Annotated in this window: 20 protein-coding genes and 1 pseudogene; 18 read left to right on the plus strand and 3 right to left on the minus strand. The window is 70.6% G+C overall.

The genetic code is table 11. The features are described from left to right. Positions 1 to 7 precede the first annotated feature (7 nt). From ABD093_RS14660 to ABD093_RS14670, 3 genes and pseudogenes are all read left to right on the plus strand, one after another. Positions 8 to 760: pseudogene (locus ABD093_RS14660) on the plus strand (SDR family oxidoreductase); the annotation flags it as partial. Further along, entirely contained in the window at positions 760 to 2,736 is a 1,977-nt protein-coding gene (locus tag ABD093_RS14665) for an ABC transporter ATP-binding protein (RefSeq protein WP_343925451.1), read from the plus strand. The pseudogene ABD093_RS14660 and the gene ABD093_RS14665, both read left to right, overlap by 1 nt. A 240-nt stretch (positions 2,737 to 2,976) precedes the next feature. Beyond that, positions 2,977 to 3,201, plus strand: coding sequence for a hypothetical protein (locus tag ABD093_RS14670; RefSeq protein ID WP_343925453.1), 225 nt, complete (start codon positions 2,977 to 2,979; stop codon positions 3,199 to 3,201). Between the two features lie 39 nt (positions 3,202 to 3,240). On the opposite strand, the gene ABD093_RS14675 is transcribed toward ABD093_RS14670, so the two are convergent. Both ABD093_RS14675 and ABD093_RS14680 read right to left on the minus strand, forming a co-directional pair. After that, a complete protein-coding gene (locus ABD093_RS14675) occupies positions 3,241 to 3,513 on the minus strand; it encodes a 2Fe-2S iron-sulfur cluster-binding protein (RefSeq protein ID WP_193117860.1) in 273 nt (90 codons plus the stop codon). Positions 3,514 to 3,651: 138 nt separating this feature from the next. Continuing rightward, positions 3,652 to 4,002, minus strand: a complete 351-nt coding sequence (locus tag ABD093_RS14680) for a hypothetical protein (protein ID WP_343925455.1) — start codon at positions 4,000 to 4,002, stop codon at positions 3,652 to 3,654. 525 nt (positions 4,003 to 4,527) lie between these two features. On the opposite strand from ABD093_RS14680, the gene ileS reads away from it, so the two are divergent. Next, on the plus strand, positions 4,528 to 7,824 hold the full coding sequence (gene ileS, locus ABD093_RS14685) for an isoleucine--tRNA ligase (RefSeq protein WP_343925456.1): 3,297 nt from the start codon (positions 4,528 to 4,530) through the stop codon (positions 7,822 to 7,824). Positions 7,825 to 7,920: 96 nt separating this feature from the next. Here the strand turns inward: ileS and ABD093_RS14690 are convergent, their stop codons facing one another. After that, positions 7,921 to 9,537, minus strand: a complete 1,617-nt coding sequence (locus tag ABD093_RS14690) for an alpha/beta hydrolase (protein WP_193117863.1) — start codon at positions 9,535 to 9,537, stop codon at positions 7,921 to 7,923. Between the two features lie 316 nt (positions 9,538 to 9,853). Here ABD093_RS14690 and ABD093_RS14695 point away from each other — a divergent pair, with 316 nt between their 5' ends. The 14 genes from ABD093_RS14695 to ABD093_RS14760 all read left to right on the plus strand — a co-directional run bounded on the left by ABD093_RS14695 (position 9,854) and on the right by ABD093_RS14760 (position 25,938). Then, on the plus strand, positions 9,854 to 11,203 hold the full coding sequence (locus tag ABD093_RS14695) for a bifunctional folylpolyglutamate synthase/dihydrofolate synthase (RefSeq protein ID WP_343925457.1): 1,350 nt from the start codon (positions 9,854 to 9,856) through the stop codon (positions 11,201 to 11,203). Between the two features lie 2 nt (positions 11,204 to 11,205). After that, complete coding sequence (locus ABD093_RS14700; RefSeq protein ID WP_193117865.1) at positions 11,206 to 11,610, plus strand: DUF4233 domain-containing protein; 405 nt, start codon at positions 11,206 to 11,208, stop codon at positions 11,608 to 11,610. A gap of 49 nt (positions 11,611 to 11,659) precedes the next feature. Then, on the plus strand, positions 11,660 to 12,085 hold the full coding sequence (gene ndk, locus ABD093_RS14705) for a nucleoside-diphosphate kinase (RefSeq protein WP_193117866.1): 426 nt from the start codon (positions 11,660 to 11,662) through the stop codon (positions 12,083 to 12,085). Positions 12,086 to 12,166: 81 nt separating this feature from the next. Further along, a complete protein-coding gene (locus ABD093_RS14710; protein ID WP_193117867.1) occupies positions 12,167 to 12,331 on the plus strand; it encodes a hypothetical protein in 165 nt (54 codons plus the stop codon). A gap of 122 nt (positions 12,332 to 12,453) precedes the next feature. Further along, positions 12,454 to 14,139: a signal recognition particle-docking protein FtsY gene (ftsY, locus tag ABD093_RS14715; protein ID WP_343925458.1), complete on the plus strand. Its 1,686-nt coding sequence runs from the start codon at positions 12,454 to 12,456 to the stop codon at positions 14,137 to 14,139. 298 nt (positions 14,140 to 14,437) lie between these two features. After that, positions 14,438 to 15,880: an ammonium transporter gene (locus ABD093_RS14720; protein ID WP_193117869.1), complete on the plus strand. Its 1,443-nt coding sequence runs from the start codon at positions 14,438 to 14,440 to the stop codon at positions 15,878 to 15,880. Next, positions 15,877 to 16,215 (plus strand): P-II family nitrogen regulator, encoded by a 339-nt coding sequence (locus tag ABD093_RS14725; RefSeq protein ID WP_193117870.1) that lies wholly within the window; start codon positions 15,877 to 15,879, stop codon positions 16,213 to 16,215. The genes ABD093_RS14720 and ABD093_RS14725 overlap by 4 nt, the downstream gene beginning before the upstream one ends. Beyond that, positions 16,205 to 18,550, plus strand: a complete 2,346-nt coding sequence (locus tag ABD093_RS14730; protein ID WP_193117871.1) for a [protein-PII] uridylyltransferase family protein — start codon at positions 16,205 to 16,207, stop codon at positions 18,548 to 18,550. The genes ABD093_RS14725 and ABD093_RS14730 overlap by 11 nt, the downstream gene beginning before the upstream one ends. Before the next feature lie 277 nt (positions 18,551 to 18,827). Then, complete coding sequence (gene ffh / locus ABD093_RS14735) at positions 18,828 to 20,438, plus strand: signal recognition particle protein (protein WP_193117888.1); 1,611 nt, start codon at positions 18,828 to 18,830, stop codon at positions 20,436 to 20,438. A 318-nt stretch (positions 20,439 to 20,756) separates the two neighbouring features. Then, positions 20,757 to 21,806, plus strand: a complete 1,050-nt coding sequence (locus ABD093_RS14740) for a DUF559 domain-containing protein (protein WP_343925460.1) — start codon at positions 20,757 to 20,759, stop codon at positions 21,804 to 21,806. A 427-nt stretch (positions 21,807 to 22,233) separates the two neighbouring features. After that, positions 22,234 to 23,355 (plus strand): amidohydrolase family protein, encoded by a 1,122-nt coding sequence (locus ABD093_RS14745; protein ID WP_193116339.1) that lies wholly within the window; start codon positions 22,234 to 22,236, stop codon positions 23,353 to 23,355. 118 nt (positions 23,356 to 23,473) lie between these two features. Then, positions 23,474 to 24,817, plus strand: a complete 1,344-nt coding sequence (locus tag ABD093_RS14750) for an Nramp family divalent metal transporter (RefSeq protein WP_343925462.1) — start codon at positions 23,474 to 23,476, stop codon at positions 24,815 to 24,817. Positions 24,818 to 25,205: 388 nt separating this feature from the next. Next, the gene (gene rpsP, locus ABD093_RS14755; protein ID WP_193116337.1) at positions 25,206 to 25,694 is read left to right on the plus strand and encodes a 30S ribosomal protein S16; all 489 of its coding nucleotides are present in this window, start codon (positions 25,206 to 25,208) and stop codon (positions 25,692 to 25,694) included. 1 nt (position 25,695) lies between these two features. Beyond that, on the plus strand, positions 25,696 to 25,938 hold the full coding sequence (locus ABD093_RS14760) for a KH domain-containing protein (protein ID WP_193116336.1): 243 nt from the start codon (positions 25,696 to 25,698) through the stop codon (positions 25,936 to 25,938). Positions 25,939 to 26,038: the final 100 nt, after the last annotated feature.

Genomic DNA, 26,038 nt, shown 5'->3' on the forward strand with positions numbered 1-26,038 from the left:
GGCCGACGCCCTCACCGCTGTCGTCACCGGGGCCTCCTCCGGGATCGGCCGGGCGACCGTGGAGAGGCTCGTGGCCGAGGGGTGGCGCGTCCTCGCCGTCGCCCGCCGCCAGGAGCGCCTGGACCAGCTCGCGGCCGAGACCGGATGCGAGGTGCTCGCCGTCGATGTGACCTCGGACGACTCTGTCGACGCCCTCGCGCGGCGCGTCGAGGAGCTGTTCGAGGGGAGCCTGAACGCGGTGGTCCACGTCGCCGGCGGGGCGCTGGGCATCGAGTCCGCTGCCGACGCGGACCTCGAGAAATGGCAGCGCATGTACGAGATCAACGTGCTCGGCGCGGTGAGGGTCACCCGTGCGCTGCTGCCGACCGTCCGGGCGAGCGGGCGCGGCGATCTGCTGTTCGTCACCTCCGTCGCGGCGCAGGAGGCCTATCCCGGCGGATCCGGCTACAACGCCGCCAAGGCCGGGGAGCACATGCTCGCCGCCGCCCTGCGCCTCGAGCTCAATGGCGAGCCGATCCGCGTCATCGAGGTGGCCCCCGGCATGGTCCGCACCGAGGAGTTCTCCCTGGTGCGGCTCGGCGACCAGGACGCCGCCGACAAGGTCTACGACGGCGTCGAGAACCCGCTGACCGCGCGGGACTGCGCCGACGTCATCTCCTATGCCCTGGGTGCCCCGCACCATGTGAACCTCGACCTGATCACCGTGCGTCCGCTCGCCCAGGCCGCGGCCCATCGCGTCGCCAGGCACCAGGGAGTCTGATGGCCCACGGCGGCATGGGCGGCCCTGGCGGGGGCATGGGTGGAGGAATGGGCGGCGGCATGGGCGGAGGCCGGGCCCGCGGGGAGGAGCGCAGGCTGGCGCCGGGCCAGCGCCCCGACCTGCGCCGCGTGCTCGCCCTGTTCCGCCCCTATCGCGGCACGCTCCTGGCCGTGCTGGTGCTCATCGCGATCGGTGCCGCCACCGGGGTGGTCTCCCCGTTCCTGATCCGCGAGATCGTCGATGTCGCACTCCCTGACCAGCGGGCCGACGTCCTGGCCTGGTGCGTCGGCGGCCTGATCGCCGTCACCATCGTCTCCAGCGCCCTCGGTGTCACCCAGTCGATGCTGTCCACGCGGGTGGGGCAGGCGGTCATGCACGACCTGCGGGTCTCGGTGTACGCGCATCTGCAGCGCATGGGGCTGGGTTTCTTCACCCGGACTCGCACCGGTGAGATCCAGTCGCGCATCTTCTCCGACATCGGGTCCATGCAGGCCATGGTGACCAGCGTGATGACACAGATCGTCTCGTCAGCGGCGGGCGTGGTCATGGCGCTGGTGGCGATGGTCGCCCTGGACTGGCGGCTCACCCTGTTCTCCCTCATCGCCCTGCCGCTCGCGGTGTGGATGAACCGCCGGGTGGGCCGACGCCGACGGGAGATCGTGCGCACCCGCCAGGAGAAGGCCGCGGATCTCTCCGCCGGGATCCAGGAGTCGCTGTCGGTCTCCGGGATCCTGCTGGGGCTGACGATGGGCCGCTCCCAGGCGCTGACCGACGCGTTCACCGTCGATTCCCGAGGCCTGGCGGACCTGGAGGTGCGCTCGGAGATGGCCGGCCGCTGGCACATGGCCGTGTTCACCACGCTGATGGCGCTGTTCCCGGCGCTGACGTACCTGCTGGGCGGGCATCTGCTGTTCTCCGGCACCGGCGTCACCATCGGCACCCTGGTGGCTTTCATCGCCCTGCAGTCCGGGCTGTTCCCGCAGATCAACGGCCTGCTGCGGGTGGCCACCCAGGTCAACAGCTCACTGGCTCTGTTCACCAGGGTCTTCGAGTACCTCGACGCCCCGATCACCATCGCCGACGCGCCCGACGCCCTCGCGCTGGATCCCACCGAGGTGCGCGGGGAGATCCGCTTCGAGGACGTCACCTTCACCTATCCGGGGGCCGACGCCCCGGCGCTGCACGGCCTGGACCTCGTGATCCCGGCCGGTCGCCACACCGCGCTCGTGGGGACCACCGGATCGGGGAAGACCAGCACCGGGTACCTCATGGCCCGTCTGTACGAGCCGACCTCGGGCCGGATCACTCTGGACGGGCACGACCTGCGCGGCATCACGATGGGCTCGCTCGCGGACAGCCTCGGCGTGGTCACCCAGGAGACGTATCTCCTGCACGCCACGATCGCCGAGAACCTGCGCTTCGCCCGTCCCGACGCGAGCGACGAGGACCTCGTGCGGGCCTGCCGGATCGCCCAGATCCACGATCACATCGTCGGCCTGAGCGAGGGCTACGCGACCGTGGTGGGGGAGCGGGGCTATCGGTTCTCGGGCGGCGAGAAGCAGCGCCTGGCGCTCGCCCGGACGATCCTGCGCGACCCGCCCGTGCTGCTGCTGGACGAGGCCACCTCCGCGCTCGACGTCGTCACCGAACGCGCGATGTCCGGTGCGCTGGATGCCGTGGCCCGCGGGCGCACCACCGTCTCCATCGCCCACCGCCTCTCGACTGTCCGCGCGGCGGATCAGATCATCGTGATGGCGACGGGGCGCATCGTCGAACGCGGCACCTACGAGGAGCTGCTGGGACGTGGCGGCGTGTTCGCCGACCTCGTCGCCCAGGATTCGGCCCGTGACGGGGCGCAGCAGCAGGACAGCTCGTCGGCTGGTCTGTCGGATAGCTCGTCGGCCGGTCCTTCGGAGAGTCCGTCCGACGGCCCGGTCTCAGCTCCCGGGACGCCGACGGCGCGCCCCGGGAGCTGAGACCGGACCCGAGCACCGCACCCGAGCTCCAGTCCGGGCGTCGGCGTCGGCGTCTGTGAACGGAGTGGCGGGGCGCCCGGGTTCGTGGCTCTACGACCAAAGACGGAGACGGATGTCCGCCTCCCGAAGGATGTGCACGACCGGTGCTGCGGAGCACGATGGGGCTATCGATCACCACCGAGGCGGAATTCCCGCCTCAGCGGATCGGGCACCGGAGCACCCAGCGGACAGGACGTCACCATGATGACGACGTACACGGAGAACACGTCGCGCCACCGCACGTGGCGCAAGCCCAACGCGGGCCGCCCGGCGCTGTTCGTGCTGCTGCTGTCGATCGCCGCCGTCGGTGTGCTCGGCCTGCTCATCGCCGGCCCCACCATCGCGCTGTCGCTGTCGGTGGCCTCGGCTCTCGCGCTGATCTGCCTGGTGAGCCTCGCCTGGGCTGTGGCCGGGCCGCGTCTGTGACGACGGCGCGTCAGTGACGACGCCGTCGGCCTGATCGACTCAGACGTCGATCTCGATCTCGCCCTCGCCGCGGGAGACGCACGTGATCATCTGATCGTCGTGCTCGTCATCCATGAGGAACTCGTCCATGTGCTCCACCTGTCCGGAGACCAGGGGCACCACGCAGGTTCCGCAGACGCCGCCCTCGCAGGAGTAGTCCATGGGGATGTCGGCATCGAGCAGGGCTTGCAGGAGGGACTGGCCCTCCTCGACCTCGACCGTGATCCCTGACTTGAGGCACTTAGCGGTGAAGGGCTCTCCGAACAGCGACATCCTCGCTCCTTCTTCGTCGACCGCCCTGAAGGGACGGAACCGTGGAACAACAAGTTTCCCACGATCGCGCACCGAACCGGTGGTGAGGCGTGCCTCACCTGGGGCCAGGGAGCTGGGGTCCGCCTCAGGAGACCTGCGTCAGGAGGTCTGCCCGCTCCGAGACTCCGGGACGGCCGGAGCCGTGGTGGTCTCGGCGTCCAGGGGTGCGATCCAGCTCCTGCCCTGCGGCTGCGCCGAGGTGGTGCCCGACGGAGCGAGTGCGAGGGCGGCAGGTCCGAAGCTCAGCACGAGGAGGGCGGCGGCGCCGAGCGATGCGGCCCCCGCCGTGGCACGGTCCCGCAGACCGTGCACGAGAGGGATCGACTGCGCTGCGGGGAGCATGGGCGTGCGCGACGGGCTGCGGAGGACCACCTCTGCACGACCCGCGGAAGCGCCCGGTGCGGTGGGCGCCGTCGACAGCAGATGGCCTCGTCGTGGTTCGTCGTCCATGTCGGTTCCTCCTCGGGGGACCCTGCCGGCGATCTGCCGATGGATCCATCAGACGTTCTCAACCTGGGCCGGTGCTGTGCACGAGGGGCGGATTCCCTGGCACCAGCACCAGCAGCAGCACCAGTTCCAATGCTCCCGGCCCGGGTCCTGGGCCGGCACCGGTTCTGCGCCGCGTTCCCGTCGGCTGTCCCGGGCCCACGGTGTTCGCCGTGTCTCTTCGCGCTCTGCGCTGGTGACCTCGGTTCCGGTGCCGCGTACACTGGGCGCCAACGGCATCGACCCGGCCATCACCGGAGAGCCGCGGGAAGAACAGTCCATCGCCCGTCCGCGGGGAGGGCCCAGTAGAACCCGCCGGGACCAGCCCGTCATCGCTGAGGAACAAGGGGACGCCCCGTGCCGGTCCGCCGGCAGGGACCAGGCGTCAACCGAGGTGGTACCGCGCCACCGGCCTCCGGGTCGGAAGCGTCCTCGGGCATCGTGATGTCCCAGCCGCCGCCCCTTGTTCTTCTTCGGAGGTCCGTCCCCATGGTCTACCCGGTCAGCGGAGACCCGCTCGTCCCCTCGCCGAACCTGCCCTCGCTCGAGAACGCCATCCAGGAGTTCTGGCGGCAGGACGACACCTTCCGTGCCTCGATCGCCCAGCGCGAGGGCGCCGAGGAGTTCGTCTTCTACGACGGCCCTCCCTTCGCCAACGGCCTGCCGCACTACGGCCATCTGCTGACCGGGTTCGTCAAGGACGTCATCCCGCGCTTCCGCACCATGTGCGGCAACAAGGTGGACCGCCGTTTCGGCTGGGACACCCATGGCCTGCCTGCCGAGCTCGAGGCGATGAAGGAACTCGGGATGACCGAGAAGTCCGAGATCGAGGCGATGGGCGTGAAGGAGTTCAACAACGCCGCCCAGGCCTCGGTGCTGAAGTACACCAAGGAGTGGGAGGACTACGTCACCCGCCAGGCCCGCTGGGTCGACTTCGAGAACGACTACAAGACCCTCGACGTCACCTTCATGGAATCGGTGCTGTGGGCGTTCAAGACCCTCTACGACAAGGGCCGGGCCTACGAGGGCTATTACGTGCTGCCCTACTGCTGGAAGGATCAGACGCCGCTGTCCGCGCACGAGCTGCGGATGGACGACGACGTCTACAAGGAGCGCCAGGACCAGACCGTCACGGTGACCTTCCCGTTCACCGGGGAGAAGGCCGAGCAGCTGGGTCTGGACGGGGTGAGGGCGCTTGCCTGGACCACCACCCCCTGGACCCTGCCCACCAACTTCTCCCTCGCCGTCGGCCCCGAGCTCGAGTACTCGGTGGTCCCCGCCGGACCGCTCGGCACCGCCGACGGCACCGGTGCGGGCGAGGCCCGCTACGTCATGGCCACCGCGCTGCTCGGCTCCTACGCCAAGGAACTCGGGTACGAGAGCTCCGAGGAGGCGCTCGCCGCGTGCGAGGAGCGCGTGTTCGCCGGCTCCGAGCTCGAGCACGTCGCCTATGAGCCGCTGTGGACGGTCTACTCCGAGGACCGTGCGAAGTGGGGCACCGAGAACGCCTGGATCGTCACGGTCGCGGACTACGTCTCCACCGACGACGGCACCGGTGTGGTCCACCAGGCCACCGCCTACGGTGAGATCGACCAGCAGGTCAACGCCGAGTACGGCATCCCTGTCATCGTCTCCGTCGACGAGGGGGCCCAGTTCCTGGACTACTTCGCCGGCACCGAGCTCGACGAGATCGCCGGGGTGCAGGTGTTCGAGGCGAACCGCCCGATCATCCGCAACCTCCAGCAGGCCGGGCGTCTGATGCGCGAGGCCAGCTACGTGCACTCCTACCCGCACTGCTGGCGCTGCCGCAACCCGCTGATCTACAAGGCCGTCAGCTCCTGGTACGTGAAGGTCGCCGACCAGCGCGGGCGCATGCTCGAGCTGAACGAGCAGATCGACTGGGTGCCCGGCAACGTGAAGGACGGTCAGTTCGGCCGGTGGCTCGAGGGCGCCCGTGACTGGGCGATCTCCCGCAACCGCTACTGGGGCACCCCTCTGCCGATCTGGAAGAGCGACGATCCGAATCACCCCCGGATCGACGTCTACGGCTCCCTGGCGGAGATCGAGGAGGCCTTCGGGACCCTGCCGCGCGACGAGCACGACGAGGTGAACCTCCACCGCCCGTACATCGACGAGCTCACCCGGCCCAACCCCGACGACCCCACCGGGCAGTCCACGATGCGCCGGGTCGAGGAGATCTTCGACGTCTGGTTCGACTCCGGCTCGATGCCGTTCGCGCAGATGCACTATCCCTTCGAGAACGCGGAGCAGTTCGAGTCCCACAACCCGGCGGACTTCATCGTGGAGTACATCGGGCAGACCCGCGGCTGGTTCTACGTGATGCATGTGCTCTCCACCGCGCTCTTCGACCGGCCGGCGTTCACCTCGGTGATCTGTCACGGCATCGTGCTCGGCGAGGACGGGCAGAAGATGTCCAAGTCGCTCGGCAACTACCCCGACGTGCGCGAGATGTTCGACAAGTACGGGGCCGACGCGATGCGCTGGTTCCTCATGAGCTCGCCGATCCTGCGCGGCGGCAACCTCGTGGTCGACGAGCCGAAGATCCGCGACGCCACCCGGCAGATGGTGCTGCCCTTGTGGAACGTCTGGTACTTCCTGGGGCTATATGCCAACGCCGCGGGGGAGAAGGACGCCGCCGGAGAGCCGACGGGCTACCGCGGGCGCACCCGCTACGAGTCCACGGACGTCATGGACCAGTACCTGCTGGCCCGCACCGGTGACCTGGTGCGTGACGTGAAGGGGTCCATGACCGGGCTCGCGATCGCCGATGCCGCCGAGCTGATCCAGGACTACCTCGACATGCTCACCAACTGGTACGTGCGCCGCTCCCGCGACCGTTTCTGGGAGGGCGACGAGCAGGCGATCGACGTGCTCTCCACCTGCCTGGAGACGCTGTGCCAGGTGGTCGCTCCGCTGCTGCCCATGGTCGCCGAGGAGATCTGGAAGCAGCTCACCGGAGGTCGGTCCGTGCACCTCACGGACTGGCCCGATGCGGATCTCTTCCCTCGTGACGAGGCGCTCGTGGCCCGGATGGATGCCGTGCGTCAGGTCGCGAGCGTGGGCAACTCCCTGCGCAAGAAGGAGCAGCTGCGCGCACGCCTGCCGCTGGCCGAGCTCACCGTGGTCCACCACGACCCGAGCGCTCTGGAGGCGTTCTCGGCGATCATCGCCGACGAGCTCAACGTCAAGGCCGTGCGCCTGCTGGACGTGGCGAGCGAGGAGGCCCAGGGCATGGGCGTCGAGCAGCGGCTCAGCGTCAACGCCCGCGCCGCCGGACCGCGCCTGGGCAAGCAGGTGCAGACGGTCATCAAGGGTTCCAAGAGCGGGGACTGGTCCGCCGACGAGAACGGCGTGGTGACCTCCGGCGGCATCGAGCTCGCCGAGGGCGAGTTCTCGCTGGATCTGGTGGCGGGGGAGTCCTCCGCCATGGAGGGACGCTCCGTGGGCGTCCTGCGCGGCGGCGACTTCATCGCGCTCGACACCCGGGTGAGCCCGGAGCTCGAGGCCGAGGGCACCGCTCGCGACGTCGTCCGTGCGATCCAGTCGGCCCGCCGCGAGGCAGGGTTCGAGGTCTCCGACCGGATCCGTCTGACCGTGGACGGCGACGAGCAGGTCGTCGCCGCCGTCACCGCACACCGCGAGCTGGTCGCCGGCGAGGTGCTGGCCGTGGACGTCGAGGTGCCTGCCGCTCCGGCAGCCGGGGCGCATGAGGCGAGCGAGAAGGTCTCCGGAGGGACCGTGACCGTCTCTGTCGTGAAGGCCTGACGGGCGCCGCGACAGCCGTACGGTCGCTGTGAAGGACTGACAGCGCTCCGTCCGGCGAGTCCCGGTGAGCCCCGTGAGATCCGGTGAGTCCGGTCCTCACGGTGCGCCTCGGCCGACGGTCACCACGAGCGAGCGCGAGACGGAGGTGTCGTCTCCCAGGTACACGCCGGTGAGGTCCTCCTGCAGGGCGGACAGCACGGGGTCGCCGGCAGCTCCCCGTGCGAGGGACCCGGAGTAGCCGCCTCCGGGGTCGTGATCCGGCCCCATGGAGTCATGGTTCGCCTCGAGCACCGTGAACAGATCGATGCTCGTCACCGGATAGGGCGCGAGCGTCACCTCATGGACCCCCGGGGCACCGAGCCGGGAACTCCCGGGCCGAGCGCCCTCCAGATCCGTGGTGGCGAGCAGGTCGCCGCGGAATCCGGTGACGCCGATCCCCGCCTCGTGGTGGACGTTCACCGACCGGGTGGACGACTGGGCCGGGACGACCGTCTGCACCGGGGAGCCGACCGAGAAGGTGTGGGTCACGTCGTAGGTCCCCGCGCGCCCCGAGTCGCTGTTGAAGCTCGGATCGGCCGCGAGATGGGTGGCGACGATCCCACCCTGGCTGTGCCCGACGAGCAGGACCCTGGAGCCCGGACGGATGCCTGCCGCCTCCATCGCGGCGCGGACATCATCCATCGCCGCTGGATGCTGACCCGCGATGAGACGGAGGTTCGACGCCCAGTCCCGCGAGTTCCCCTGGCCCCCGTAGGCGTCGGGAACCGAGCTGAAGAGTGCCCCTTCGGTGGGCGGGATCTGCACGATGTAGGCGAGTTCCCCTCCGGAGCCGCCGCGGACCTCCTGGATCCCGATCTGCCCTGCGTCGCGGGCGTCCTGCCCGCGGGCCCCGAGCCGGAGGGCGTCGTTCTGGGCGATCAGATCCTGGAGGTCCTGCGGCCCGCGAGAGCTGCTCTCCCAGGTCTCGACGCTGTCGACGATCCCGCCCGGCCGGTCATCCAGGAAGGGAGTGTCCTCGCCGGTGGCGGCCTCGTACATCCCGACCCCGGCCGAGCCCGACGCCACCAGTCCCGCGGCACCCAGCTCCGCGTACGTCGGGGTGCGCTCGCCGGTGGCCCAGTCCTCGAGGAGGTGCCCGAGATGGTCGGCATCGCGCTGGAGCTGTCCGATGCCCTCGCTCCGGATCCCCGCGAGATCGAGGTCCGACTCCAGGGCGTCGAATCCTGTCTCGATGCCCCAGCCGATGGCATCCGAGGCGATCCGCGCCGCGGAGGAGATCAGTGACTCCGCCGGGTCCTCGAGCTGGTCCGGGATCAGCGGGTTGTCATCGTGGAGGTACCCGCCGCCGGATGGAGCGGGGACTGCCCCCGGGATCGAGCTCGTCCGGCTCTCCCCGGGGAGCGTTCCCGCCGCGGTCGATCCTGCGGCCCCGGTCCCGGCCCTCTCGCGATCCGAGGCGACGTCCTGCTCCCGGGCCTCCTCCAGACCGCGATCGCCGAAGGCGCGCAGCTCTGTGCTGAGAGCGATCAGCCCGTCAGCGGACGGTCCGGCCCATCCGCCGCGGAACGCCTCGGCGTCCGGGCCGGTCCAGGGGGCCGCCTCCACGACGGCGTCGAGGTGGAGGCGCAGGGCGTCGAGGTCGGCCGATGCCCTGCGCAGACGGAGTGACTGTGCGCGCAGCTGCGCCGTGTCCGCACCAAGGGAGGGCGTCACCCTGCACATCCGGGAGCGATGTCGGCGGTGACACAGAGCGGCCCGGTGGGGCTCGCGGCGACGCCGATCCTCACAGCACCCATGGTTCCGCTCCTCGGTCACGAGGTGTCCTGGTGACCCCTCCCACATCGATGGCCCGATCCTAGGAACGAGTCGAGCCGCTCCTGCCGAGGACCTCGTCGGCTGTGGACAACGGAGCCCTCGGGAGGAAAGGTCGTCCAGGGGGTGCTCGTACACTGATCTGCGCCCCTCCACCCCGTCGAACCCAGGAGCCCCTGTGTCGAGTTCTCCCCGTCCGGGCACGTCCCGTCCGGCCATGTCGCCCGAGCTGCGAGAGGTCTATGCCGCACTGCTCGACCGCGCCCCGGAGAACCGGATCGAACCGGACCTGTCGCGGATCACCAGGGTGATGGAGCTGATGGGCAATCCTCAGCAGGCCTATCGCTCGATCCGTATCGCCGGCACCAACGGCAAGACCACCACGGCGCGGATCCTCGAGCGCATCCTGCGCGAGGCCGGGCTGCGCACGGGCCGCACCACGAGCCCGCACCTGCATTCGCCGGTCGAGCGGATCGGCATCGACGGCTCTCCCATCGATGAGGAGGGCTTCCTCCAGGCCTACCAGGACGTCGAGCCCTTCGCGGCGATCGTCGACGCCGAGCAGGAGGCCGCCGGGGGCGTGCGGCTGACCTACTTCGAATACCTCACGGCGATGGCCTTCCAGGCGTTCGCCTCGGCGCCCGTCGATGTCGCCGTGGTCGAGACCGGACTCGGTGGGACGTGGGACGCCACCGGCGTCGTCGATCCCGACGTCACCGTGATCACACCCATCTCGATGGATCACCAGGAGTACCTGGGGGACACCATCGCCGAGATCGCGGGGGAGAAGGCGGGCATCCTCACGGCCACCGCCACGGCGATCATCGCCAATCAGCCCTACGAGGACGCCGCCGATGTGCTGCGTGAACGGATCGGCGAGCTCGGCGCCGAGGCCGCGATCGAGGACCAGCAGATCGGGGTGCTCTCCCACACGCCCGGCGTCGGCGGCCAGATGCTCACCCTGCAGGGGATCGCCGGCCGCTGCGAGGAGGTCTTCCTCTCCCTGCTCGGCGAGCACCAGGCCCGCAACGCGCTGCTGGCCGTCGCGGCGGCCGAGGCTCTGCTCGGGGATGGCACGACGGTGCTGGACGGGGAGATGCTCGGTGCCGCGCTGTCCACGGTCACCTCACCCGGTCGCGCCGAGGTCGTCCGGCAGTCGCCCACCATCGTGCTGGATGCCGCGCACAACCCGGCCGGTGCCCAGACCCTCGTCGAGACGGTCCGGGAGAACTTCCGGCTCACCCGCACCATCGGGCTCGTCGGGATTCTCCAGGAGAAGGACGCCGAGGAGATCCTCGCCGTGCTCGAACCGCTCCTGGACCACGTCGTGATCACCCAGTCCTCCTCGCCGCGCGCGATCCCCACCGACGTCCTCGCGGAGATCGCGCGGGACGTGTTCGACGATGAGGAGCGCGTGCTCGAGCAGGGGAGCCTGCCCGATGCGATCCAGGCGGCCGTCGACCTCTCGGAGACCGACGGGGACCAGTTCGGAGGCGTCGTCGTCGCGGGCTCGGTCACGCTCGTGGCCGAGGTGCGGGACCTTCTGGGCGTCCCGCAGGAGGATTGATCATGGCTCTGGACCTCACTCCGTCGTCGCGCCCGCATGGGGCGCAGCGCATGTTCTCCGCGACGACGCTGGTCGTCGAGGCCTTCGTCGTGTTCTTCGCGGTGCTCGCCGCTCATCAGCTGGTGCCCGGTGACCGGGCGACCACCTGGATCTGGGGCATCATGACAGCGCTCGCGCTCCTGGCCTGCTCCGGCCTGCTCACGCGCGGCGCCTGGCCCTACTGGCTCGGCATCGCCCTGCAGATCCCCACCATCCTGCTCGGCCTCCAGGTCACCGCGATGTGGGCGGTGGGCATCGGGTTCGCCGCGCTCTTCGTCTACGGCGTGCTCAAGGGCCAGCAGCTGGACCGCGAGAAGGATGCCGTGGATCAGAAGGTGTGGGCCCAGCAGGACTCTGCGCAGGACTGATGCAGCGACCGGGTTCGGAGGCCCTCGCCGCCGTGGGTACCCTGGTGCCATGACTGCACAGCGCACCCTTGTCCTGCTCAAGCCCGACGCCGTCCAGCGCGGCCTGCGCGGGGAGATCATCCGCCGCCTCGAGACCAAGGGCTACGAGATCGTCGCCCTGGCCCAGCGCACGGCCACCGCCGAGGAGCTCTCCGCTCACTATGCTGAGCACGAGGGCAAGCCCTTCTACCCCGGCCTCGTCGAGTACATGGGAGCGGGCCCGCTCGTCGCGATCGTCGCCGAGGGCGACAGCGTGATCGCCGGCTTCCGGTCCCTGGCGGGCGCCACCAACCCCACGGAGGCCGCACCCGGCACGATCCGCGGCGACCTCGCCCGGGAATGGGATCTCCCGGTGATCCAGAACCTCGTGCACGGCTCCGATTCCGAGGAGTCCGCTGCTCGCGAGATCGGCATCTGGTTCCCCGAGCTGGGCTGATCGCGGCTCGCAGCCGCGGACGTGAGGCGCGCCGCAGCCCGGATCCCCGCAGATCCGGGCTGCGGCGTGCACACTGAGACCATGCAACTGCCTGTGGTCACCCTCGTCTTCCTGGCTGCTGCCGTCGTGGTGGCCCTCGGGATCCTCTATGCCGTCGCCGCACCCCACCTGCGCGAGCGCGATCACGACGACGATGAAGGACGGCCTGCGGAGAACCCCCGGCACACCTCCCGCACCCGTCGCTGAGATCGCTGCTCCTCCACCGGGTGCTCCGGCCGGGCCCCGCGTTGCCGGGGTGATCGGAGTGCGGCCTACACTGGCCGTTGGCCTCGCCGCATCGTCGGCTTCCCCGACCCCGGAGGTGACCCGTGGACCCCAATGACATTCTTGCTCTATTCGCAGGCGGCGGTGGCAGCGTCCTCGTCGTCGGCGCGGTGGCCTGGGCCATCGTCCGCGGCCGCGGCAAGAAGAAGTCCTCGCAGGACGACACGACGCAGACCGGCTCCCAGGGTCCGACGGGGACCGGGGCCGGGCCGTCGGCGCAGTCCTCGACCGGGACGTCGACCCGGTCCTCGACCGCGGTCACGGACCGCCCCGCCCCGCCCAGCTGGGCAGACACCCTCTCCGCGCCGACGCGGAAGCCGTCCTCGACGGCTCCGCCCGCGGGAGAGACCCCGCCTCCGGCGGATTCCGCGACGGCCGACTCGAGCACGCTCGAAGAGACCCCCGATGGTGATGCTGCTGAGGCGGCCGCCCCCACGACGGATCCCTCGGCGGACGGTGCCGCGGCACGCGACCTCGCGCAGGCCCCTGAGCCGACGACGCTCGAGGACCACGCGGCCGTCGAGGGCTCGACACTCGCCGAGGCCCCGACGGCTGCCGAGGGCTCGACAGCCACCGAGGACCAGGCGGGTGTCGACGCTCCGACGTCGCCGGCGGAAAGCGGCGCTCCGGCCACGGCCACCGATGTTCCTGAGAGCGCCACCGGCGCTGCCGAGGCGGGAGCCCCCGGCGCTCCGGCGTCAGGCGGCCCGGTTCCCGCGTCGGACGGCGCTGCTCCGGCCGCGGAGACCGCCCCCGGCGGACCGGTGCTGGACACCCCCGAGGCCCCGGCGGACCGCATGGTCCGGCTGCGCGACCGGCTCTCACGCTCCGGCGCCATCGGTCGAGGCATCCTCGGTCTGCTCACCCGCGGCGGCACCGTGGACGAGGACACCTGGGACGAGATCGAGGAGACCCTGCTCCTAGCGGATCTCGGGCCCGACGCCACCGACGAGATGCTCGAGAACCTGCGCCGCCGCATCCAAGTCCTCGGCACCGATGACCGTGCCGGCGTGCGCGAGGTGCTGCGCGAGGAGCTCGTCGGCCTCATCGATCCCGATCTCGACCGCCGGCTCGCCGCCAGCCGCCGGGACGCGCCCGATGGCACCGAGGTCCCCTCGGTGCTCCTCATGGTCGGGGTCAACGGCACGGGGAAGACGACGACGGTCGGCAAGCTCGCCCGCGTCCTGGTCGCCGCCGACCGCACCGTCGTGCTCGGCGCGGCGGACACCTTCCGTGCCGCCGCCGCCGATCAGCTCCAGACCTGGGGCTCCCGGGTGGGCGTCGACACGGTGCGCGCCGACCGTGACGGGGCCGACCCCGCAGCGGTCGCCTTCGACGCCGTCAAGGAGGGCATCGAGCAGGAGGTCGACGTGGTCATCATCGACACCGCCGGGCGCCTGCAGAACAAGAAGGGCCTGATGGACGAGCTCGGCAAGGTGCGCCGGGTCGCCGAGAAGGGCCTGCATGGCGACAGCGTCGCCGAGGTCCTCCTCGTCATCGATGCCACCACGGGCCAGAACGGCATGCAGCAGGCGAAGGTCTTCTCCGAGGCCGTGAACATCACCGGCATCGTGCTGACCAAGCTCGACGGCACCGCCAAGGGCGGCATCGTCGTCAACGTGCAGCGTGCGCTCGGAGTCCCGGTCAAGATGGTGGGCCTCGGCGAGGGCATGGACGATCTCACTCCCTTCGACCCCTACGGCTTCGTCGACGCGCTCCTGGAGGACTGAGCGAACCGACACGGCCGCAGAGCCACCGACGGGCCGGGGCCCCTGATCTCCAGATCAGGGGCCCCGGCCCGTCGGTGCCGGTGCTCGCTCCCTCGCCTCCTCGTGCTCCGCGGCGGTCGTCGGAGCAGCCCCTGGTGTCCACCGGACGGGACTTCAGGTCACGGAATGATCACGGCGGCCTCCTGCCATAGGCGTCGTGCCCCGAGCGCCGCACGATGGGAGCGCGACCCGCCGGGCCGCGCGGACCCAGGATCGTGTGAGCGATCCCGGGCCGGCCCCACTCCAGTTCGGAGACGTCATGGAGCCCTTCACCCCCGACACCGGAGCGACCGCCTGGATCCTCGTCAGCGCCGCGCTCGTGCTGCTGATGACCCCTGGCCTGTCGCTGTTCTACGGCGGGATGGTGCGTGCCCGCACCGTCCTGAACATGATGCTGATGTCCTTCAGCGCCATGGCGGTGGTCGCGATCGCCTGGACGCTCATCGGGTACTCCCTCGCCTTCGGCACCGACGTCGGCGGGCTGTTCGGGGCTCCTCTGGAGCACGTCGGTCTGTCGGGCACGGACGAGCAGTCGATCCTCGCCGGCAGCGGCGTGCCCTTCCTGGTCGCCGCCGGCTTCCAGATGACCTTCGCGATCATCTCCACGGCCCTGATCTCCGGCGCGATCGCCGACCGCGTCAAGCTCGGCACCTGGATGGTGTTCGCCGCGATCTGGGTGGTGATCGTCTACGCGCCGCTCGCCCACATGGTCTGGGGCGGGGGCTTGCTCGGCGCCGACGGCATCTTCGCCTCGATCGCGGAACCGGTCGATTTCGCCGGCGGCACCGTCGTGCACATCAACGCCGGCGTCGCCGGGCTCGTGCTCGCGATCATCGTGGGAGCCCGCAAGGGCTTCGGCACCGAGTCGATGAAGCCCCACAACCTGCCGCTGGTCATGCTCGGCGCCGCGCTGCTGTGGTTCGGCTGGTTCGGGTTCAACGCCGGCTCCGCCGGGACGGCCGACGCCACCGCGGGCCTGGCCTGGGTGAACACCACCGTCGCCACGGCCGGAGCGATGCTCGGCTGGGCCCTCGTCGAGAGGATCCGCGACCAGCACGTCACCTCGCTCGGTGCGGCCTCGGGCGTCGTCGCCGGCCTCGTGGCCATCACGCCCGCCGCCGCCGCGCTCACCCCGCTCACCTCCATCGTGCTCGGACTCCTCGCGGGGCTCGCCTGCGCTCTGGCCGTCGGCCTGAAGCACCGCTTCGGGATCGACGACTCGCTCGACGTCGTCGGCGTCCATCTCGTCGGCGGGCTGGTGGGAACCGTCGGCATCGGCTTCCTCGCCGCCGACGGCGGGCTGCTGCTGGGCGGCGGCGTGAGCCTCCTGATCGTCCAGGTGCTCGTGGCCGTGGCCGCAATGATCTTCTCCGGGGTGCTCACCACCGTGATCGCCCTGGCGCTGAAGCACACGATGGGATGGAGGATCCCCGAGGCCGACGAGCGCGCCGGCATCGACCTCACCCATCATGCGGAGGCCGGATACGATCTGGCAGGTGCACTCGGTGCACGACGGGAGCGCTCGATCGTCCCGGCCCGCCACACCCCGGGCGCGTCCACCGGCTCGATCGACCCCGCCGAGGCCGTCGCCCCCATGGACGATGCCTCGGACCCGGGACCGCGCAACCCCGCCCCCCTCGCCGAGGGGGCAGCCCCAGCAGCCGCCACCGCGCGAACCGTCACCACAGGAGAGCCCCGATGAAGCTCATCACCGCGATCATCCAGCCGCACGCCCTCCAGGCCGTCACCGACTCCCTGCGCGAGTACGGCGTCAGCGGGCTGACGATCACCGAGGTCGCCGGCTACGGCCGCCAGGGCGGGCACACCGAGGTGTACCGGGGTGCCGAGTACACGATCGACACGATCCCCAAGATCAAGGTCGAGGTGCTCGCCGAGAACGCCGACGAGAGCGCGATCATCGACCTCGTCCTGGCCGCATCGCGCAGCGGTCGCATCGGGGACGGCAAGATCTGGACCACCGACGTCGGCACCGTCGTGCGGGTCCGCACCGGGGAACGGAACGCGGATGCCGTCTGAGGCGCTGCCCTCGCAACGCATCACCCAGGTGCTGCACGAGGGATTCGCGGATCCGACCGCCGGCCCCCGTCGTCGGCTCGATCAGGCCGCCCTCGTGGACGGCTGGCTGACCGAGCTGTGGGCGGCGGCCGGCGCCCCCGCGTCCGGTGCGGCTCTGGCCGCGATCGGCTCGCTCGGGCGACAGGACCTCGGACCCGGCAGCGATCTCGACCTGGTGCTCCTCCTGGACCCGGCCGTGCTGGACGCCGCCGGCTCCGAGCGTCTCGCGAGTGCACTGTGGTATCCGATCTGGGATTCCGGGGCCTCGCTCGACCACGCGGTGCGCAGCCCCGACGAATGCGAGCAGATCGCCCGGGACGATCTCCGCGCCGCGATCTCCCTCCTGGACCTCCGCGTGGTCGCAGGTGATGCGGCGATCGTCGAGGGGACCTCGCGCCGGGTCCGGGCCCAGTGGCGCCGTGAGGCGCGACGCCGGGTGCGGGACCTCGTGGAGCTGGCGACGGACCGCGCCCATCGCTACGGCTCGCTGGCGCACTCGACCGAGCCGAACCTCAAGTCCGACCGCGGCGGCCTGCGGGACGTGACCGTCATCCGTGCCATCGCCGAGAGCTGGCTGGCCGACCATGACCACGAGATCGTCGATGCCGCCGCCCGCACCCTCAGCGACGCCCGCGATGCGCTGCAGGCGGTCACCGGCACCTCCGGCACCCGTCTCGGCCGCAGCGACCAGGACTCGGTCGCCGCGCTCACCGGCCATGCCACGGCCGATGACCACCACGCGGTGCTCGCCGACGCCGCCAGGGCGGTGACCTGGGAGCTGCACCGCACGGTCCGCGCCGCCGAGGCCGCCATCCGCCCCGGGGGAGCGGCATCCCGCGGCGCGGGCACCGATCGTCGTCCCGATCTGACCCGCCTCCCGCACGGCGTGCTCGTGCACTCCGACGAGGTCTCCACCGATCCCGGGTCCCGGGACCTGCTGCGCGACGTGGCCGCCGTGCGCCACGCGGCCGTCTCCGGCCTGCCCCTGGCCGATGCGACGCTGGCCCGCATGGCGCAGGCGGACCCGGCACCGCTGCTGCCCGCCCAGCGCGACGTGCTCGTCGACGCCCTCGCGGGGGAGCACCTCGCCGAGGCCTACGAGGCGCTCGACGTGAAAGGCATCTTCGCCCGCTGGATCCCGGGCTGGGCCGATGTGCGCAACCGGCCCCAGCGTGCCGCCGTGCATCGCTTCACCGTGGACCGTCACCTGATCGAGACGGTCATCGAGGCCCAACGGTTCCTGCCTCGCGTGGGCCGCCCGGACCTGCTCCTGGTCGCCGCGCTGCTCCACGATCTCGGGAAGGTGCCCGGGCAGCGGAACCACGCTGCCGAGGGGGCCCCGCTCGCGGAAGCGGCAGCCCGGCACCTCGGCTTCGACGCCGCGGACCGCCGCACGATCGCGCTCCTCGTGCGCGAGCACCTCACCCTGATCGGCCTCGCCACCGGACGGGACCTGGCGGACCCCGCCACCCTCCGCGACCTGCTGGCCGCCGTCGATCACGACGCCGACACGCTGGAGATCCTGCGTGCACTCACCGAGGCGGACGCCATCGCCGCCGGCCCCGCCGCCTGGTCCACCTGGCGTGCGGACCTCGTCGACCACCTCACCGATATGGCCCGCGACGCCCTCAGCGGGAACGCGCCCGCGCCCCGGGTGGTGCTGGCCCCGCAGCGTTCCGTGCAGGAGGCGGTGCTGGCGGCCGTCCAGCGCAGCGGCAGCGCCCAGGTTCTCTACCCGGCGCACACCGAGGACGAGCCGATCTCCCAGATATGCGTCGGGGCGCCCGACGGGGCCGGAGTGTTCGCCGCGATGGCCCGCGTGCTCGTGCGGCTGCGCCTCGACGTGCACAGCGCGGTCGTCATCACCCTGGACGGGGCGGCCGTGAACACCTGGTGGGTCGCCGCGCCGCCGGCGGACCTCCCGCATCCCTCGGTGCTGCGCAACGCCCTGGACCGGGAGCTCGCGAGCCGCGACCGGGCCGATGCCCGGGTGCTAGAGCTGCCGCCCTCCCCGCCGCCGCGCACCACCGAGGACGTCCCCGTCGTGACCCTCCTTCCCGGTGCCTCCCGCGAGGCCACCGTGGTGCAGGTCAACGCGCGGAACCGTCCCAGCCTCCTGGCCGACGTCGCCGAGGTGATCACGGTGCACCGCCTGCAGGTGCGCAGCGCCCACGTGATGACCCTCGGGCAGCGCGCCGTCGACGTGCTGTACCTGACCGACCAGCACGGACGTTCGCTGGACCCGCCCTCCGTCGGGCGCGTCGTCGCCGCTCTCATGGACGCCGCCGCGACCTGACCCGATGGTCGGGCTCCGGGGGACGGATCCGGGTCCGGCGCGTGCCCTCCGCGCGCGCGAAGCGTGCCCGGCGTGCGCCTGGCGCAGGCCGTGCGCGGGCCTGCGGTGCGCCTGGCGCGTGCCGTGCGCGGGCCTGCGGTGCGCCTGGCGCGTGCCGTGCGCGGGCCTGCGGTGCGCCTGGCGCGTGCCCTTCGCCTCGGTGGCGGCTTCTCGGCGTGCTCGCGGCGCAGGCGGCCACTACACTGAGGCGGTCCAATCGACCAAGGGGAAGCGCTTCGTGTTCAACAACCTCTCCGATCGCATCACAGCGTCGCTCAAGGGTCTGCGCGGTCAAGGCCGCCTGACCGAAGCGGACGTCGACAAGACGATCCGCGAGATCCGTCGAGCCCTGCTCGACGCCGATGTCGCCGTCTCGGTGGTGCGCACCTTCACCGGCCGCGTGCGTGAGCGCGCCCTGGGCGAAGAGGTCTCCAAGGCTCTCAATCCCGCCCAGCAGGTCGTCAAGATCGTCAACGACGAGCTGGTCGAGGTGCTCGGCGGCGCCACCGGCGAGCTGCACTGGGCGAAGAACCCGCCCACCGTGATCATGCTGGCCGGCCTCCAGGGCGCCGGCAAGACGACGCTGGCCGGCAAGCTCGCGAAGTGGATGAAGTCCGAGGGACACACTCCGCTGCTGGTCGCCTCCGACCTCCAGCGCCCCAACGCCGTGAACCAGCTGCAGATCGTCGGTGAGCGCGCCGGCGTGCCCGTCTTCGCGCCCGAGCCGGGCAATGGCGTCGGCGACCCGGTGCTGGTCGCGATGAACGGTGTCTCCACCGCGCAGTTCCAGCAGCACGATGTGGTCATCGTTGACACCGCCGGCCGTCTCGGCATCGACGAGGAGATGATGCAACAGGCGCGGGACATCCGCGACGCCGTCAACCCTCACGAGACCCTCTTCGTCGTCGACGCGATGATCGGCCAGGATGCGGCGCGCGTCGCCGAGTCCTTCCGCGACGGCGTCGGCTTCACCGGCGTGGTGCTCTCCAAGCTCGATGGCGATGCCCGCGGCGGTGCCGCTCTGTCGATCACCGGCGTGACCGAGCGCCCGATCCTGTTCGCCTCCACCGGTGAGAGCCTCGACGATTTCGAGCGGTTCCACCCGGACCGCATGGCCAACCGCATCCTCGACATGGGCGACGTGCTCAGCCTCATCGAGCAGGCCGAGAAGTCGTTCGACCAGGAAGAGGCCGAGAAGGCGGCGAAGAAGCTCGCCTCCGGCGAGGACTTCACCCTCGACGACTTCCTGTCCCAGATGCAGCAGCTCAAGAACATGGGCAACATCAAGAAGATGCTCGGCATGCTGCCCGGAATGGGCCAGCACCGGGAGGCGCTCGACAACTTCGACGAGAGCGAGATCGGTCGCATCGAGGCGATCATCCGCTCGATGACCCCGGAGGAGCGCAACAACCCCAAGGTCATCAACGGCTCGCGGCGCAACCGCATCGCCCGCGGCTCCGGCACCACCGTGCAGCAGATCAACCAGCTGCTCGAGCGGTTCAAGCAGGCGCAGACGATGATGAAGTCCATGGGTCGTGGGATGGCCGGCGGCGGGACGCCGGCGATGCCGGGCGGCCCCGGCATGGGCATGGGCAAGAAATCGCGCGGCAAGCAGGCCTCGCCGAAGCAGGGGAAGAAGTCGAAGTCCTCGAAGAACCCCGCCAAGGCCGCCCGCGAGCAGGCCGAGGCGGCGAGGAAGGCCGCAGCCGGCGAGAGCACGGGTGCAGGTGCGGGGACGGGCGGGTCGGCCTTCGGCGGCGACGCCCCCGATCAGCCCGCACCGGACCTCAGCTCCTTCGACCCCAGCCAGCTCCCCCCGGAGATGCAGAAGCTCCTCGGCGGCAAGTGACCCCTGGTGGGGACGTGACCCCCGGTGGGCCCGCGCCCCTGGGTGGGGACGTGACCCCCGGTGGGCCCGCGCCCCTGGGTGGGGACGTGACCCCCGGCGGGCCCCCGCCCCTGGGTGGGGACGTGACCCCCGGCGGGCCCGCGCTCACCTGATGTCTCCGGCGCGACGAGTAAGGTGCCACGGATCTGGAACCTTTCTGGTCGTGGCGTTGGCCCCGGGGTTGCCACCCTCGCCATGACGTGAAAGGTGCCGCCCTACTGGCGCCTTTTTGGTCGTGACGTTGGCCCCGGGGTTACCACCCTCGCCATGACCTGAAAGGTGCCGCCCTACTGGAACCTTTTTCGTCGGCACGGCCGGGAGGAATTCGGTGACACCGATCCTCCCCAGGCCGCTCCGGTCCACATCGGCGAGCACGTCAGGACAGGCTCGGCTTTGCGTTCGTACGCTCCCCTCATGTCTCTCCGGCCGAAGGACCTGCGGCTCGACACCGTCTATCGCCGCGAGGAGCTCCTTGCCCAGGGAATGCACCGCCGGCACTTCGCCTCAGCGGCGATGCGGCGTGTCCTTCCCGGATGGTGGGTGCGTGCGGAGGCTGACGTCTCCCTGCGGCAGCTGGCCGCCATCGTCCAGTCGCGGCTCCGACCAGGGACGGTGATCAGCCATGAGTCCGCCGCGGAGCTGTTCGGGTTCCCTCTGCCTCGGCAGCTGACCTATGCAGGAGGTGCACCGATCCACTGTCGTGGGCCCGCGAACATGTCCCGCACAGCCGGAACTCTGGTCATAGCCCACCTGCCATCGCGGGAGCCGACGTTGACGCATCGCAGTCTGGTGATCTCGCACCCGCTCGTCGCGCTTCAAGAGATCGCCACAAGGCTGTCGCACGTGGAGCTCGTCGTCTGTCTCGATGCGTTGGCCGCCGACCAGTTCGGGACAGAGCTCCGGATGCGGAGATCGCAGATCGAACAGTTCGTCGCCTCATCGCAGGGGCCCGGTGCGCCGGCGCTGCGTCAGGCGTTGCCGCATCTGCGAGAGCGCTCCTGGTCGCCGATGGAGACGAAGCTCCGGTTGCAGCTACTCGGTCGGGGATTCCCGGAACCGTCTCTGAACGTCGAGGTTGTGGAGTCGACGACCGGAAACAGGTTCTACATCGACCTCGCCTACGAGGACGAGAAGATCGCGATCGAGTACGACAGCGAAGCACACCGGAAGGACGTGGTCACCTGGCAGAAGGACGTGAACAAGAACGACGTGCTCCATGACGCGGGGTGGAAGGTCATCCGGGCAACCATCGCTGACTATCGGAAGCCCGCAGAGTTCTTCGCACGGCTGGAGGATGCTCTTCGCCGCCGACGGCCCTCCGTTGCGTGAATAGCCGACGACCCTCCGTCGCGTGAATAGCTGCGACGGTGCGGGTTCGGGAGCCGCGAGGCGCCGACGGGCCGACCCCTGGTGATTCGTGACGCGAAAAGTTCCAGAGGATGGGAACCTTTCTCGTCACGACGCCAGCTCGAGCAGCTCGTGCTCGAAAAGGTGCCGGGTTCGTGGCACTTTTTGTGACGCGACTCGACGCGACGTCACGCGACGCGATGCGACGCAACTCGACGCGACGCGACGTGACGCGGCGCGACTCGACGCGACGCGACGCGACGTGACTCGACGCGACGGGAGCGGCGGCTGAGTCGACACCGGGGTGGGGCGCCCGAGCCGGAACGCGTTCGGGAGCAGGGCCTGCGCGGTGGGGGAGGGCCACTTCCCGGCGACAGCGGAGGGGGCGCGGTCTCGGTAGGCTCGGGGCATGAGCACCGTCGCCACTGAGTCCTCGACCGTCCTGCACCTGACCGGTCCCGTCCTCGTCGGCCCCGAGCAGGAGATCAGCGGAGCGTGGGTCGTCGGAGGTCGGATCCACCACGAGAAGCCCGAGCTGCCCGCCGGCGCCGAGATCCGGGAGCTCGACGGATTCGTCGTGCCCGGGCTCGCCGACCTGCACTGCCACCTCGGGATCGGGGACGACGGGGAGGGCACCTCGCTCGCCACCGCACGGGAACAGGCACTCACAGATCGCGACACCGGCGTGCTCCTGATCCGCGATGCCGGCTCGATCATCGACAATTCCCCGCTGCAGCAGCAGGCTGACCTCCCACGGCTCGTCCGCTGCGGCCGCCACCTCGCACGGACCCGTCGCTACCTGCGCGGATACGCTCATGAGCTCGAGCCCGAGGACCTGCCTGCAGCGGTCACCCACGAAGCGCAGCGCGGGGACGGCTGGGTGAAGCTGGTGGGGGACTGGATCGACCGAGAGGTCGGCGACCTGACGCCCTGCTGGAGCGGTGAGGACCTCGCTGCCGCGGCCGATGCCGCCCACGCCGCCGGTGCCCGGATCACCACGCACACCTTCGACGAGGCGACGGTTCCGCTGGCCCTCGATGCCGGATTCGACTGCCTCGAGCACGCCACCGGGCTGACCGACGAGACGATCGAGCGGGCGGCCGCGACCCGCACCCCGGTGGTCACCACGCTCGTCAACATCGACGAGTTCGAGACCTATGCGTCGCAGGGTGAGGCGAAGTTCCCCGCCTATGCCGCGCACATGCGGCGTCTGCGCGCCGGACGCTATGAGCGCACCCGTGATGCTCATGACGCCGGCATCCCGCTCCTGGTGGGCACCGATGCCGGGGGAGTGCTCGGCCACGGGATCATCCATGACGAGCTGGACGAGCTGTCTCGGGCAGGGCTCACGGCGACCCAGATCCTCGAGGCTGCGGCGTGGGCGCCGCGACGGTTCCTCGATGTGCCCGGCCTCGAGGACGGTGCCCCGGCGGATCTCCTCGTCGTGCCCGAGGACCCGCGAGCAGGCCATGGCACGCTGCGCCGCACCCGCCACGTCGTCCTGCGGGGCGACGTGGTCCACAGCCACTGAGTGGTCCTCGCTGCCTGATCGGTCCTCGCCCACTGAGTGGTCGCCGGATACTGAGACGGCCCACGGTCGCGTGTCGGTTGCCGCCCGCACCACGGGGCGCACCCCGTAGCATTCCGGCATGGATTCTCGGCCTGAACCGGACGACGCCGCCCGAACCACGTCCTCGGAGCCCGCAGATGTGCAGGGCGCTGCCGCCCCGGCGAAATGGACCCTGATCGGGCCAGGGCTGCTGGTCGCGGCGACCGGCATCGGGGCCGGTGATCTCGTCGCGACCCTCGTCGCCGGTTCCCGGTTCGGCTACGCCCTGCTGTGGGCCGCCGTCGTCGGCGTGGTGATCAAGATCTTCCTGGTGGAGGGGGCCGGTCGATGGACCCTCGCCACCGGCCACTCGATCTTCGAAGGGTGGCGCAGGCTGGGCCGCTGGACCTCCTGGTACTTCGGCCCGTACATCGTGATCTGGGGCTTCGTGTACGGCGCGACGGCGATGTCCGCCTCCGCCCTCCCGCTCGTCGCGCTGGTCCCGAAGATCCCCGTGCTCGGAGACATCGGAGCGGTCACGCAGATCCCCTTCATCGCCTATGCGGTGCTCACCGGTCTCCTCGGTGCCGCGGTGGTCTGGCTGGGCCACTACCGTCGGCTCGAGCTGATCATCGCGGTGCTGGTCGGAGTCATGTTCGTGACCGTCGTCGGAGCCGCTGCAGTCACCGTCCCGAACCTCGGCCAGATCGCCGCCGGGCTCATCCCGCGCATCCCCGACGGCGGGCTCATCTACGCGCTGAGCATCGCCGGCGGTGTGGGAGGCACCATCACGCTGGCCGCCTACGGGTACTGGTTGAGCGCGAAGGGCTGGTCCACACCTCGCTGGATGCGCGTCATGCGCCTGGACAACTCCGTGGCCTATGTGATCTCGGGGATCTTCGTGATCTCCATGCTGATCGTCGGAGCGGAGCTGCTGTACTCCGCCGGGATCGCCGTCGAGGACGGTGATCAGGGGCTCGTGGAGCTCGCCGACGTCCTGGCGAGCCGCTACGGGGAGGCCATGAGCATCGTGTTCCTCATCGGTTTCTGGGCCTCGGCGTTCTCGTCCGTGCTGGGGGTCTGGAACGGCGTGTCGATCATGTTCGCCGACTTCTTCGGTGCCGTGCGGAAGCTGCCCGAGGGCCACCATGACCGGGGCGTCGGCGGCCGCTATTACCGCTTCTACGTGCTCTGGTTGACGTTCCCGCCGATGCTGCTGCTCCTGCTGGGCAAGCCGATCCAGGTCATCGTGGCCTACGGCGTCCTGGGCTCCCTCTTCATGCCGTTCCTCGCGCTGACGCTGCTGTTCCTGCTGAACTCCCGCCATGTTCCGCGGCAATGGAGGAACGGCTGGGTGCTGAACCTCGTGCTGGGGATCGTCGCGCTGCTGTTCATCGTGCTCGGAGTGAATCAGCTGATCGGCGCCCTCACGTCCCTGGGCTGAGACGGGGGAGGGTCGACCGGTGCTGATCCGACAGGCAGCCATCTATCAGGCACCCATCCGGCAGGTGAGGATCCGGCACGTGCTCCTCCGAGGGGCGCCCATCCGGAGGGTTCGCCGCACAGACTCGAGCATCCGCACAGAGCCCCGGCGAGACGACCCCTGTGGCCTGCGGCACGACTGTCCCGGAGCCCGCTCGGACCGCTGTGCCCTGGTGCACACGGGCCCGGGTGGTGCGAAGGTGCGGTTCCCTGGCATAATCGGCGCCGTATGCGCTCGGGTCGGCCCTCTACCCGCCCGAGCACGACACCCCGAGGACCGTCAGCGCCCGCATGACCCCACAGGCTGCGGCGGAACTCACCCGAACATCCCTGAAGGAGAGTCCACCCACGTGGCTGTCAAGATCCGACTGAAGCGCATGGGCAAGACCCGTGCACCGTACTACCGCATCGTCGTCGCCGATTCGCGCAAGAAGCGCGACGGCGCCGTCCTCGAAGAGATCGGCAAGTACCACCCGACCGAGCACCCCTCGGTCATCGAGGTCGAGTCCGAGCGTGCGCAGTACTGGCTCGGCGTCGGCGCACAGCCGACCGAGCAGGTCGCTGCTCTGCTCAAGATCACCGGTGACTGGCAGAAGGCCAAGGGCGAGACCGCTGCTGCGGGCACCCTGAAGACCGCTGAGGTCAAGAAGACCCCCGAGGAGCTCATCGCGGAGGCCGACAAGGCCGCTGCTGAGTCCCGCGACGGCGCGAAGAAGGCCAAGGACGCCAAGGCCGCCGAGGCCGCTGAGACCGCCGAGGTCGAGGCCGGTTCCGAGGAGGCACCTGCCGAGGGCGAAAAGCCCGAGGACGCCGAGGCCGCATCGACCGACGAGGCCTGATATGAGCACCCGCGCGGAAGCCCTCGATCATCTCGTCCGCGGCATCGTCGACGATCCTGAGGCCGTGAACGTGACGGAGAAGTCCACGCGTCGCGGCCCACTGCTCGAGGTCCGGGTCGGCGCTGCCGACCTCGGTCGCGTCATCGGCCGATCCGGCCGCACCGCCCGTGCCCTGCGCACGGTCACCGCGGCCCTCTCGGATGATGATGTGCGCGTCGACATCGTCGACGTCGACCGGCGCTGAGGTGCCCCGCACGACCTCTCGGAGCGGCACTGCTGGCAGAACGGAAACGTTCCAGCAGTGCCGCTCCTGGCATTCCCGGGGCCCGTCCGGAACGGCGGGC

Source organism: Brachybacterium tyrofermentans (assembly GCF_039526165.1).
GTDB classification, from domain to species: domain Bacteria; phylum Actinomycetota; class Actinomycetes; order Actinomycetales; family Dermabacteraceae; genus Brachybacterium; species Brachybacterium tyrofermentans.

Bases quoted from the DNA above. Each gene is read 5' to 3' on its own strand.
- ABD093_RS14680 (WP_343925455.1), bottom strand. From the start codon at position 4,002: ATGGACGACGAACCACGACGAGGCCATCTGCTGTCGACGGCGCCCACC.
- ABD093_RS14695 (WP_343925457.1), top strand. From the start codon at position 9,854: ATGTCGCCCGAGCTGCGAGAGGTCTATGCCGCACTGCTCGACCGCGCC.
- ABD093_RS14750 (WP_343925462.1), top strand. From the start codon at position 23,474: ATGGATTCTCGGCCTGAACCGGACGACGCCGCCCGAACCACGTCCTCG.
- ABD093_RS14745 (WP_193116339.1), top strand. From the start codon at position 22,234: ATGAGCACCGTCGCCACTGAGTCCTCGACCGTCCTGCACCTGACCGGT.
- ABD093_RS14665 (WP_343925451.1), top strand. From the start codon at position 760: ATGGCCCACGGCGGCATGGGCGGCCCTGGCGGGGGCATGGGTGGAGGA.
- ABD093_RS14720 (WP_193117869.1), top strand. From the start codon at position 14,438: ATGGAGCCCTTCACCCCCGACACCGGAGCGACCGCCTGGATCCTCGTC.
- ABD093_RS14700 (WP_193117865.1), top strand. From the start codon at position 11,206: ATGGCTCTGGACCTCACTCCGTCGTCGCGCCCGCATGGGGCGCAGCGC.
- ABD093_RS14710 (WP_193117867.1), top strand. From the start codon at position 12,167: ATGCAACTGCCTGTGGTCACCCTCGTCTTCCTGGCTGCTGCCGTCGTG.
- ABD093_RS14670 (WP_343925453.1), top strand. From the start codon at position 2,977: ATGATGACGACGTACACGGAGAACACGTCGCGCCACCGCACGTGGCGC.
- ABD093_RS14760 (WP_193116336.1), top strand. From the start codon at position 25,696: ATGAGCACCCGCGCGGAAGCCCTCGATCATCTCGTCCGCGGCATCGTC.
- ABD093_RS14725 (WP_193117870.1), top strand. From the start codon at position 15,877: ATGAAGCTCATCACCGCGATCATCCAGCCGCACGCCCTCCAGGCCGTC.
- ileS (WP_343925456.1), top strand. From the start codon at position 4,528: ATGGTCTACCCGGTCAGCGGAGACCCGCTCGTCCCCTCGCCGAACCTG.
- ABD093_RS14675 (WP_193117860.1), bottom strand. From the start codon at position 3,513: ATGTCGCTGTTCGGAGAGCCCTTCACCGCTAAGTGCCTCAAGTCAGGG.
- ABD093_RS14730 (WP_193117871.1), top strand. From the start codon at position 16,205: ATGCCGTCTGAGGCGCTGCCCTCGCAACGCATCACCCAGGTGCTGCAC.
- ndk (WP_193117866.1), top strand. From the start codon at position 11,660: ATGACTGCACAGCGCACCCTTGTCCTGCTCAAGCCCGACGCCGTCCAG.